This is a genomic window from Acinetobacter sp. PW68, from assembly GCF_020982655.1.
Classification (GTDB): domain Bacteria; phylum Pseudomonadota; class Gammaproteobacteria; order Pseudomonadales; family Moraxellaceae; genus Acinetobacter; species Acinetobacter towneri_A.
The window spans coordinates 2,673,704-2,685,672 of sequence record NZ_JAHZSX010000001.1 but is presented as its reverse complement, the minus strand read 5'-3'; the positions used below and the strand labels follow the sequence as shown (position 1 = coordinate 2,685,672).

At 43.8% G+C, this 11,969-nt stretch carries 9 protein-coding genes and 1 riboswitch; of the genes, 8 read left to right on the top strand and 1 reads right to left on the bottom strand.

The window, feature by feature from the left end:
- From K1T76_RS12805 to lpxC, 4 genes are all read left to right on the top strand, one after another.
- A complete protein-coding gene (locus tag K1T76_RS12805; RefSeq protein WP_230245545.1) occupies positions 1-855 on the top strand; it encodes a cell division protein FtsQ/DivIB in 855 nt (284 codons plus the stop codon).
- A 67-nt stretch (positions 856-922) separates the two neighbouring features.
- Complete coding sequence (ftsA, locus tag K1T76_RS12800; RefSeq protein ID WP_004974236.1) at positions 923-2,185, top strand: cell division protein FtsA; 1,263 nt, start codon at positions 923-925, stop codon at positions 2,183-2,185.
- Positions 2,186-2,345: 160 nt separating this feature from the next.
- Positions 2,346-3,527: a cell division protein FtsZ gene (ftsZ, locus tag K1T76_RS12795; RefSeq protein WP_019837079.1), complete on the top strand. Its 1,182-nt coding sequence runs from the start codon at positions 2,346-2,348 to the stop codon at positions 3,525-3,527.
- Between the two features lie 123 nt (positions 3,528-3,650).
- A complete protein-coding gene (lpxC, locus tag K1T76_RS12790) occupies positions 3,651-4,553 on the top strand; it encodes a UDP-3-O-acyl-N-acetylglucosamine deacetylase (protein ID WP_230245544.1) in 903 nt (300 codons plus the stop codon).
- A gap of 97 nt (positions 4,554-4,650) precedes the next feature.
- On the opposite strand, the gene K1T76_RS12785 is transcribed toward lpxC, so the two are convergent.
- The gene (locus K1T76_RS12785) at positions 4,651-5,091 is read right to left on the bottom strand and encodes a DUF721 domain-containing protein (RefSeq protein ID WP_230245543.1); all 441 of its coding nucleotides are present in this window, start codon (positions 5,089-5,091) and stop codon (positions 4,651-4,653) included.
- 106 nt (positions 5,092-5,197) lie between these two features.
- On the opposite strand from K1T76_RS12785, the gene K1T76_RS12780 reads away from it, so the two are divergent.
- The 4 genes from K1T76_RS12780 (at position 5,198) to K1T76_RS12765 (ending at position 11,861) form a co-directional block, all read left to right on the top strand.
- Entirely contained in the window at positions 5,198-5,881 is a 684-nt protein-coding gene (locus K1T76_RS12780) for a M23 family metallopeptidase (RefSeq protein ID WP_230245542.1), read from the top strand.
- 385 nt (positions 5,882-6,266) lie between these two features.
- Positions 6,267-8,969 (top strand): pyruvate dehydrogenase (acetyl-transferring), homodimeric type, encoded by a 2,703-nt coding sequence (gene aceE / locus K1T76_RS12775; protein ID WP_230245541.1) that lies wholly within the window; start codon positions 6,267-6,269, stop codon positions 8,967-8,969.
- A 2-nt stretch (positions 8,970-8,971) separates the two neighbouring features.
- Positions 8,972-10,954, top strand: coding sequence for a 2-oxo acid dehydrogenase subunit E2 (locus K1T76_RS12770; protein ID WP_230245540.1), 1,983 nt, complete (start codon positions 8,972-8,974; stop codon positions 10,952-10,954).
- Between the two features lie 99 nt (positions 10,955-11,053).
- Positions 11,054-11,214, top strand: a riboswitch (yybP-ykoY riboswitch).
- 71 nt (positions 11,215-11,285) lie between these two features.
- Complete coding sequence (locus K1T76_RS12765) at positions 11,286-11,861, top strand: TMEM165/GDT1 family protein (RefSeq protein ID WP_019837085.1); 576 nt, start codon at positions 11,286-11,288, stop codon at positions 11,859-11,861.
- Positions 11,862-11,969 lie beyond the last annotated feature (108 nt).

Genomic DNA, 11,969 nt, shown 5'->3' with positions numbered 1-11,969 from the left:
ATGGCTCAACTTCCTGCATCCTTGCGCCGTAAACGGGCAGCGATTACCTCGATTCATGACAAACCGCCAACAGCCAAAGAAAAGCTGATCCATTTTGGCGGTTGGGTAATGCTTTGCGTTGCAGTGCTCGTGCTGGCAGTGGGTGCGTATGGGCTATATAAAGTCATGACCGACGCACAAATTGCAAAGCTAGATGTAGTGGGTACACGTTCAGATGCGGAACATCGTCAAGTGATGACGCATGTGAACCCTGTGATGACCAAGAACTATTTCACTTCTGATCTAGAGCAAATCCGCGATTCTGCTTTGGAGTTGTCTTGGGTAGATCGAGTGGTGGTTTCACGCGCGTGGCCGAATGCCATTCGTGTGCGGGTCATGCCGCGTCATCCAATTGCCCGTTGGGGTACAGGTCGTTTGCTCAGTGACAGCGGTGAGGTCTTTACCGAAGTCACGCCACAAAATAATCAACATTTACCGTTATTACACGGACCAACGCATCAATCTAAAATGATGATGCGTCGTTATAATGAAATTAACCAATTATTCTTGCCCATCAACGATCGTTTAAAAGAACTATATTTAACAGAACGTATGACGTGGTTTATGCAGTTTGATTCAGGTCTACGTGTTATTGTAGATAAAGATCAAACCATGAGTAAGCTGCAGCGCTTGGGACATCTTGCACAAAGTGATTTGAAACCTGTATGGTCTAAAATCTCCGCCATCGATTTGCGTTATCGCAATGGTTTGGCCATTCAATGGAAAAACTCAATTCCGCCAAAAATTGCAAATGGTCACTTTGTTGTAACGATTGATGACACAAGCATTGCAGAGGGAATAAGAGCAAAGCCATAATATCGGGCTTTAAAAAAATAGAGGCATTAAGCCATAAATTAAACATACTGGTAATGGTAGTGAATAAATGAGTGAAGCTGTTCCCTCGGTTGTTGCGATTGACATCGGGACGCACAAAGTTTCAGTTTTGATTGCTAAGGTCCATGCGCCAGACAATATCCAAGTCATTGGTATGGCCACCGCACGTAATCGAGGCATGAGTAAAGGAAAAATTGTCAGTCTCGATAAAGTGATTACTGCAATTAAAAATGCCGTACAAGAAGCGGAAGATATGGCGGAATGCCGTGTGCATTCGGCATGGATTTCTATTCCTAGTGCAGAGCTCAAAAGCTTTTATGCTTCAGGTCGAACACCTATTGAAAGCAGTGATCACACCATTACCACCAGTGAAGTGGTGCGCGCACTGGACTTGGCTAAAGCCAGTCATCTCACTTCAGACCATTATTTGGTGAGCGCAGTGCCACTCGGTTTCGATTTAGATGATTCGGGTGAGTGGGTACAAAACCCAATTCGGATGTCGGCACATAGCATGACAGGGCATTATCAATTGATGATGTTACCTATTAGCACCATGCAGAATTTAGACCGCGCTTTAAAAGGTGCCAATATTGGTGTCGAAAAAATGGTGGTGTCAAATTTAGCCACTGCAGAAGCCAGTCTGCTTAAAGATGAAAAAGAATACGGTGTGTGTCTGGTAGATATTGGCGCAGGCACGACCAGTATTGCGGTTTATTTAGATGGGCGTTTGGCCTTGGCGCACACTTTGCAGCGTGGTGGTGAGCATGTCACCCGCGATATTGCAGCAGTGTTACAAACCACAACTGAAGAAGCTGAACGGATTAAGCTATTGTATGGCTGTGTAGATATGAAGGTGGTCAAACCTGATCACATGATTCAAATTCAAGGCATTGATGGGCCACAAACCATTAGCCGTATTGAACTGGCGGAAATTATTATTGCGCGTTATGAAGAAATTTTCGCACAAATTCGTCAGGAACTTGAAAAAAGCGGCGCCATTCATGGTCTGTATCATGGTGTGGTTTTGGCGGGCGATGCCTCACAAATTGAAGGTATGATCAGCTTGGTACGTCGTATGTTAGGTGTTTCGGCGCACTTGGGGAATCATCCTTCACAAGTTTATGCTGATGAACCGCATCAGGCTGCTTTACGCCGTTCACAATATGCAACGGCCTCAGGCCTATTGCTTTATAGTCAAAACTATACTCAAGACACAATTGTAGAACATGAAGACCCTGAAACCTTATCGGTTTGGGGGCGTGTCGGACGGGCATGGTCAGGCTTGAACGAAAAGCTAAAATCTATTTTTTAGTTGAGTTTTTTGGGGAATATTGTTAGGAAGTTGTAAGGATCATCGCTGGTACTTGACAAGCCAGAAGTTGAACAGCATTCTTAAAAATAATTTTTATGAAGATCAAGGCAGTATACGGGCTTAAGTGACTGCCAATAACGTATTAGGAAATCTAAAGGTCATGGCCTCATTTGAATTTATAGATGATCAAACCGATAGCAACGGTCAAGCCCGTTTCACTGTGTTTGGTGTGGGTGGTGCAGGCGGTAACGCTGTGCAGCACATGCTTGAGTCAGATATTCAGGGTGTAAAATTTGTTTGTGCCAATACGGACAAACAAGCACTCGATCGCATGAATTCGCAATTCAAAATCCAGCTAGGTGAGCAAAGCACCCGTGGTTTAGGCGCGGGCGGCGATCCTCAAGTGGGTCAAACTGCAGCAGAAGAAAGCCGCGAGCTAATTTGTCAGCAACTTGAAGGTACAGACATGGTGTTTGTGACTGCAGGGATGGGTGGTGGCACAGGTACAGGTGCTGCGCCAGTAGTTGCTGAAATTGCCAAAGAAATGGGTATTTTGACCGTTGGTGTGGTGACTACGCCATTTAACTTTGAGGGTAAGCGTCGCTTACTTTCTGCGGAAAAAGGAATTGCGGCATTAGAGCAGCATGTAGACTCTTTAATCATTATTCCAAACCAGCGTTTAATGAAAGTTTACCGCGATATTTCAATGAAAGATGCGTATAAAAAAGCAGATGACGTTTTGTTGAACGGTGTACGTAGTATTTTTGATTTGGTGGTGCGTCCGGGTCACATCAACCTTGACTTTGCTGACTTGAAAACGGCAATGAGCACGCGTGGTTATGCGATGATGGGTGTTGGTTCAGGGCGTGGTGAAAACCGTGCGCGTCAAGCGGCTGAACAAGCCATTCGCAGCCCATTGCTCGATAGCGTGACTATTGCAAATGCCAAAGGCTTGTTGATTAACGTCACGGGTGGAGATGATGTGACCTTCGGTGAAATTGATGAGATTATGGAGGTAATTCATCAACTTTCAGATACTGAACAAACCCAAGTATTCTATGGTACGGTATTTGACCCTGAAGCGCGTGACGAAATCAGTGTAACCGTTATTGCTACAGGTTTGGCGCGTAACACAGGCGACACACCAGAGCCTGCGAAACGCACTGTGACACAAACCGCTTCTGCAGCACCAACAGCGGCAGTGGAAGAAGACGATGTTCCTGCAATTCAGCGTCAACAAGCAGAAACTGCACCTGCAATTAGTGCGACAACCACATCAGGCTCTGCGCGCCCAACGCCGATGAGTATTCAAGACTATTTGAAAAATCAGCAGCGTAAATAAGCCAAGAGGCTCAATTTCATCGTGTGATCGGGAAAAGGCAGTTTTAAACTGCCTTTTTTGTTTTTTATCAATGGCTAAATATGCTAACGTATAACGGTTTTAAAATTTAGATGAATTGAGAACATGCTGAAACAACGTACCCTACAACGTGTCGTCAAGGCGAGCGGTATTGGTCTGCACAGTGGTCAAAAAGTATTGATCAACTTTGTGCCGCATCATGCTGATGGGGGAATTGTGTTTCGTCGTATCGATTTAAATCCACCTGTTGATATTCCAGCCGATGCCATGCTGATTCAAGAAGCATTTATGTGCTCGAATTTGGTTCAGGATGATGCCAAAGTTGGCACCATCGAGCATATCATGAGTGCCATAGCAGGTTTGGGAATTGATAACTTGATTATTGAGGTGTCTGCTTCTGAAGTGCCTATTATGGACGGCAGTGCAGGGCCTTTTATTTATTTGTTGATGCAGGGCGGTTTAAAAGAACAGGAGGCTCCTAAAAAGTTCATCAAAATTTTAAAACCTGTAGCAGCATTAATTGATGATAAGCGCGCGGTATTCAGTCCGCATGAAGGTTTTCAGCTCAATTTTACTATCGACTTTGATCATCCTGCCTTTAACAAAGAATTTCAGTCTGCCACTATCGACTTTTCTACAGAAACCTTTGTCTATGAAGTTAGTGGCGCACGTACTTTTGGCTTTATGAAAGATTTGGACTATTTAAAAGCCAATAATTTGGCTTTGGGTGCGAGTTTAGAGAATGCGATTGGGGTAGATGATACAGGCGTGGTCAATGAAGAAGGTTTGCGCTTCTCGGACGAGTTTGTACGGCATAAAATTTTAGATGCTGTGGGGGATTTGTTCTTACTTGGACATCAAATTATTGCCAAGTTTGATGGTTACAAGTCAGGACATGCCTTAAATAATCAATTACTACGCAATGTTCAGAGCGATCCAAGCAGTTATGAAATTGTAACATTTGATGACATAAATTCTTGCCCGATCACTTATGTGCATGTGACATAAGTCATTGTCTTTTATTAATACGTTATAATGTAACAATACTAAAGTGTGCATTTCATCACATATTTAAGTACGAGTATTTGGAGTTTTCTGCAAACAATTATTTTTTATTGCTTGCCAAACGTAACAAAGCTTGGCTAAGCTTAGGGTCGCTCACAAAGTCAGCAGCACCTCGTAACATATCTTGAGTTTCTGGACTAAGTGTTTTTAAAGGCTTTTCGCTTTTTGGGGGCGTTTGAGATTCAACTCTTAATCGTACCTGAATTTTTTGTAAGTCTTTCAGTTCATGCAGTTGTGACAGTTGAGTAATGTATTGCTTTTGCAAATAGCCAAGTTGGCTCACCATCGCTTGATTGGTTCCGGTAATGGTTAAGACACCTTGTTGATAACAAACCACCTGCCATTGCTCTGGTTGCGGCAGTAAAGGTTGAATAAGTTTGCCAAGTTTCTGCCATGCAGCAACTTGGGTTGAGAGAAACGTTAGGTTTCCTGTTTTTATGTGTTTTCTTGTTTGTTGAAAGAGATTCACAGGTTCGGACATACATCATTCCTTCATGTTTATGCCCTAATCTTATGCGCTCCTTTCAGTAGATATCAAGGAAGAGATCACAAGGAACTTCAAGTAAGAACAGTTAAGAGGTTTTTTTATGCATTCGCGCCGTATTTTATTAGCGTTTTCACTGGCAGCTTCAGCAGCATCTGTCGCATTTGCTGATTTAGTTGAGTTAGATTCTCATAATTCATCGACTGATCGTATTGAGCAATTAACCCGTACCTTGTCACAAGGTTCTTATACAGAAACACAAGACATTGACATTCCTGCACAAACGCAGATGACCGTTAAGCTTCGTGAAAAGACCACAGAATTAAATAACGCCTCTTTAGCCAAAAAATACGGTACCAATACCAGCACTCGTTTTGCTTCTTCAAATCCTTATGCGTGGTTAGTGTCACATCCTTTACCGAATGCACGTATTAGCTCGAACTATGGCGGTCGTGTGATGAGTGGTCGCGCTGAAAACCATTCAGGCTTAGACCTTGCTGCACCAAGCGGTACACCAATTTATGCGACTGGCCCAGGTATTGTGACCAAGTCAGGCTGGGGCACAGGTTATGGTCAATATGTAGAAATTAACCACGGTAATGGTTATATCACGCGCTACGCACATGCTTCACGTTTAATTGCACGTGTGGGTGACCGCGTTGAAGCAGGCGAACATATTGCTAACGTGGGTTGTACAGGTCGTTGTACAGGTCCACACTTACATTATGAAGTAGTGAAAGATGGTCAACGTAAGAACCCTTCAACCTATTTAGCAATGTTGCCGTAATGCTTTGGCTAGAAAATCATGCTCTAGCCACATTCACTGTAAACGACGCACTACAAATTAATACATGAAATTAAAGCGGCAAAGGTCGCTTTTCTTTATACTCAAGTTTGCACTTTTTATAGTAAAACTAGTACAACCAGCAAAATCCAGTCAAGCTTTTCAGACTTCAACTTATTCACATAAAAAATAATAACACGCAGTATCTGCTTGATTGTATAAAAAACCGCCTAAATTGGCGGTTTTTTGTTATTTGATGTAAGAAAGTGTCAATCACTATTTATTTTCTAAATAGTATAAAGGGTACGCATTTAAGATTAGCCATATCTACTAAAGTTTAAATTATGATACATATAAAGCATATGATTAGGCTTAGGAATAGTGAATTATGGCGTTTTACGGTGATACGGACTCACAAGAAACCCAAGAATGGCAAGATGCCTTTGATGCTGTGTTACAACATATGGGTACTGAACGGGCAGCATTTTTACTCGAAAAATTGTACCAACGTGCAATCGCAAAGCATGTACCCATTCAGCGATTAAATACTCCCTACCTCAATACTATTTCAGTGGAAGAACAACCTGCTATGCCTGGCGATCCAGATATCGAGCGCCGTATTCGGGCCTTGATTCGCTGGAATGCGTTGGCAATGGTGTTACGTGCGAATAAAACAGGTGATGATTTAGGTGGTCACCTTGCAAGTTTTGCATCTTCAGCAACATTGTATGATGTTGGTTTTAACCATTTCTTCCGTGCCAATAGCGATCACTTTGGTGGTGACATGATCTACTATCAGGGTCATTGTGCACCAGGTATTTATGCTCGTTCATTTTTAGAAGGGCGTTTAACCGAAGATCAATTGAATAATTTCCGCCGCGAAGTGGGCGGTAACGGTTTACCTAGCTATCCACATCCTTATTTAATGCCTGACTATTGGCAGTTCCCAACAGTATCGATGGGTCTAGGTCCAATCATGTCCATTTATCAGGCGCATATTCAAAAATATTTAATGAACCGCGGTTTGATTAAAGAAGAAGACCGTAAAGTCTGGGCATTTCTGGGCGATGGTGAAATGGATGAGCCAGAAAGTCTGGGGGCGATTTCACTGGCAGGTCGTGAAAAGCTAGATAACCTGATTTGGGTGGTCAACTGTAACTTACAGCGTTTAGATGGGCCTGTACGTGGTAACGGTAAAATCATTCAAGAACTTGAGTCGTTATTCCGTGGCGCAGGTTGGCGCGTGATTAAAGTGGTTTGGGGGCGTCATTGGGATGCTTTATTGGACAAAGACGATACAGGTGCATTAAGAGCCATCATGGAAGAAGCGGTGGATGGTGATTATCAGCGTTTACAAGTGAAAGGCGGTGCATACGCCCGTGAGAAATTCTTTGGTAAATATCCTGAAGCCAAAGAATTGATCAAAGATTTAAGCGATGAAGATATTGATAACCTGAACCGTGGTGGTCACGATCCGTATAAAGTGTTTGCGGCGTATGCTGAAGCATGTAAGGCCAAAGGTCAGCCAACGGTGATTTTAGCTAAAACTGTCAAAGGCTATGGTTTGTCGGATGAAATTGAAGCGGTGAACAAAACCCACCAAATCAAAAAAATGCAGTTGGATTCTTTAAAATATGTGCGTGACCGCTTTAATTTGCCATTCAGCGATGAGCAACTTGAAGAAGTGCCGTTCTATCGTCCAAGTGAAAACTCGCCTGAATTAAAATATATGAAAGCGCGTCGTGAAGCGTTGGGTGGTTATTTGCCTGCGCGCCGTAAAGACAGCGAAGCTTTACAAATTCCTGAATTATCAGTTTTTGATTCAGTGTTGGCGGGTTCAGGTGGAAAAGAGCAATCGACCACTATGGTGATGGTGCGTTTGATTTCAGCCTTGCTCAAAGAAAAAGCCATTAAAGACCGCGTGGTACCTATTGTACCTGATGAAGCACGTACTTTTGGTTTAGAAGGCATGTTCCGTCAATTGGGTATTTATGCCGCACATGGGCAAAAATACACCCCTGAAGACCAAGAGCAGTTGATGCATTATCGTGAAGCCAAAGACGGTCACATGCTGCAAGAAGGCATTAATGAAGCTGGTGCAATGAGTGCTTGGGCAGCTTTAGGTACCAGTTATTCAACCAATAACTTGCCTATGATCCCAATGTATATGTATTACTCCATGTTTGGTTTTCAGCGTATTGGCGATATCGCATGGGCGGCAGGTGATGCGCAGGCGCAAGGTTTCTTGTTGGGGGCCACTGCAGGACGTACCACACTCAATGGTGAAGGCTTGCAACACCAAGATGGTCACTCGCATATTTTAGCCAATACCATTCCAAACTGTGTGTCCTATGACCCATGTTTTGGTTATGAGCTTGCCGTGATTGTACATGATGGTTTACAGCGCATGTATGTCAATCAGGAGCGCGTATTCTATTACCTCACTCTCATGAATGAAAACTATGAGCATCCTGAAATGCCCCAAGGTGTGGAAGAAGGCATTAAGCGCGGTATGTATTTACTGCAGGAAGATGAAAAAGCCACGGTTCAATTGTTGGGTTCAGGTGTAATTCTGCGTGAAGTCATTAAAGCGTCAAAAATCTTGCGTGAAGAGTACCAAATTCACTCGAATGTCTACAGTGTGACCAGTTTTAACGAATTGGCGCGTGATGGTATGGCGTGTGAAGAGTACAACCGTTTGCATCCTTTGGCTCAAGAAAGCAAAGAGCCTTGGATTTCACAACAGTTACGTGGCAAAGATGGCATTGTAGTGTCTGCAACCGATCACATGCGCGTCTATAGCGAGCAAATTCGAGCATACTTGCCAGACAATCGACCATTTGTTGCCTTAGGTACAGATGGTTATGGTCGTTCCGATACCCGTGCTAACTTGCGTAGCTACTTTGGGGTCGATGCTGCACACATTGTGGTAGCAACCTTGAAAAAACTGGCTGATGAAGGTGAAGTCGATGCACGCTTAGTCAAAGATGCAATTTCGACATTTGAGTTAGATACCGATCGTCCTGTTGCGTGGGCACCGCAAGCGGTTCCTGAAGTACAAGCGGTTGCTGACTACAAAGAGGAGCACTGATCATGCAAATTCAAACGCCTGATATTGGTGTCGATAAAGCCACTGTTGCAGATATTCTTGTTAAAGTTGGCGACACGATTGCAGTTGATGACAGCATTGTCCTGTTGGAATCAGACAAAGCTTCTGTTGAAGTACCCAGCACCGCTGCAGGGGTAGTGAAAAGTATTTTGGTACAACAAGGCGATGAAGTGACTGAAGGTGCGGTGCTGATTGAGCTAGAAACAGAAGCTCAAACCGCAGTTGCTACAGAAGGTGCTGCACCGCAAGCCGAAGTGGACGCGGCACCGAAGCAAGATGCTGAACCAGTGGTCGCTGCAGCACCAAGCTCAGCGACATCAAACACTGCGCAAGAAGTAGATGTACAAGTACCTGACATTGGCGTGGAAAAAGCCGTTGTTGGGGAAATTTTAGTACAAGTGGGCGATGCGATTGATGTGGATCAAAGCATTATTGTAGTAGAGTCGGACAAAGCCACAGTAGAAGTGCCGAGTACGGTGTCGGGTACAGTCACTGCCATCCAAATCAAAACGGGTGATACCGTAAAAGAAGGTGTGGTGATTCTGAAAGTGAAAACTGCCGCTGCTGCCGCAGTCACACAGGTGGAAATACCTCAATCAGCACCAGTAGAAGCGGCTGCTGCAAAAGTGAGCGCAGCAACTGCATCGGCACCACAAACCGCAGCATCAGCTCAGGTTGAAGTGGCTGTACCTGATTTAGGGGTCGATAAAGCCACAGTGGCAGAAATTTTGGTACACGTGGGCGATACAGTTGTAGCGGACCAAAGTTTGATTGTGGTGGAGTCAGACAAAGCCACGGTTGAAGTGCCAAGTACTACCGCAGGTGTGATTCAAGCGATTCATGTGAAATTAGGACAAAGTGTTGCTCAGGGCAATGCCTTAGTGACGATAGTGACCGCAGGTGCAGCTAGACCAACAGCAGTTGCAGCAGATCAAGTAGTTTCTACACCAAGCACATCGCCAGCAGTCAGTGCTGAATCTACATCACAAACCACGACGGTTGCAACAAGTGCGCATACGAATGTAGACAAACTGAGCAAGGCACAACATGAAGCCAATGCAAAAGTCTATGCAGGTCCTGCTGTGCGTAAACTTGCGCGTGAATTAGGTGTTGTTTTAGCCGAGGTAAAGCCTACTGGCCCACATGCACGTGTACTCAAAGAAGACTTGAAGGCGTATGTCAAAGCACGTCTTACTGCGCCGCAGACTGCTTCTGTCGCTGCCGCCACGCAGCAAGTTACAGGTTTGCCAAAGCTGCCTGACTTTAGTGCATTTGGTGGTGTGGAAGAAAAAAGTTTGACCCGTTTACAGCAAGTGTCAATTCCGCAATTGTCCCTGAACAATTACATTCCGCAAGTTACGCAATTTGATTTGGCCGATATTACCGAATTAGAAGCGTGGCGCGGTGAATTGAAAGCCAACTTCAAAAAAGAAGGCGTCAGCCTGACAATTTTGGCATTCATTGCCAAAGCTGTAGCACATTTGCTGAAAGATGAGCCTTATTTTGCTGCACATTTGGCAGACGATCAAAAGTCTGTGCTGCTGCGTAAAGAAATCCACATGGGCATTGCGGTGGCAACCCCTGATGGTTTAACCGTGCCTGTGCTACGCAATCCAGATCAGAAATCGATTAAACAAATTGCGATTGAACTGGGCGAGCTCGGCCAAAAAGCACGTGATAAAAAGTTGTCTCCTAAAGATTTACAAGGTGCAAACTTTACTATCACCAGTTTAGGTTCGATTGGTGGTACGGCATTTACGCCGTTGGTGAACTGGCCACAGGTTGCGATTTTGGGTATTTCACCAGCGACCATGCAGCCTGTCTGGAATGGTGAAGGTTTTGATCCGCGCTTGATGTTGCCGTTGTCATTGTCGTATGACCATCGGGTGATTAATGGCGCAGATGCAGCACGTTTTACCCATAAACTGACGCAATTGTTGGCAGATATTCGTAGCTTGCTGCTCTAAACTCAGAAAAGCTTTATAAAACCCTGCTGCGGCAGGGTTTTTTTGTCAGTGCCGTTATTCGGCTAAATTTGCTTAACTGCAGTATTCTGTTTAGAATAGCTTTACTTCATTGGGGAGTAGCCGCTTTTTACCCATTTCTGTTTCAACTGAATGTAGTAAAAAGGTGATGGTCAACATATTTGTTCCACAGAACATGGTCATCATAGCAAAGAACCAAATCAGCTTTATCAAGCTTTCTTTTGTTGGCAAGACCTTTGATTTATCACTCTGCAGATTTTGGCTAGCAGGAGGGATAGGTCATTGGTATGTGTGCTAGCCAGAGAAAAACATCATGTATGAATTCCTCATCTCGACTGCCATTGTCGCTTTAGCCGAAATGGGTGATAAAACCCAACTACTGGCTTTATTACTCGCGGCACGTTTTCGTAAACCTGCTCCAATCTTGGTTGCTATTTTACTGGCAACACTCATTAATCACGGACTTTCTGCAGTTTTGGGGCAATGGATTACTACGGTACTTAGCCCAGAAATTTTATTGTGGATTTTATCTTTAGGTTTTATTGGCATGGCAATTTGGATGCTTATTCCAGACCAATTGGATGATGAAACTGAAAGTATCAACAAATGGCAAAAATACGGCGTATTTGGCGCGACATTTGTGTTGTTCTTTTTGGCAGAAATTGGCGATAAAACTCAAATTGCCACAGTGGCTTTAGCAGCACGTTATGACAGCGTGTTTTGGGTCATGCTTGGAACTACTTTGGGGATGATGCTGGCCAATGCACCTGCGGTGTTTATTGGCAATAAATTAGCGACCCGATTGCCAATTGCTTTAATTCATAAAATTGGTGCACTGATTTTCTTGATTATTGGTTTGTCGACTTTGGCGCAACATTATTTATTCTAAATTATTTATTAAAATGCATAAATCCTGAGCAAACTGCTCGGGATTTATTTATGTGAATGGTACTGCAATTCACTGATATTTCAGATAATCTGAGCCATTTTATTTATT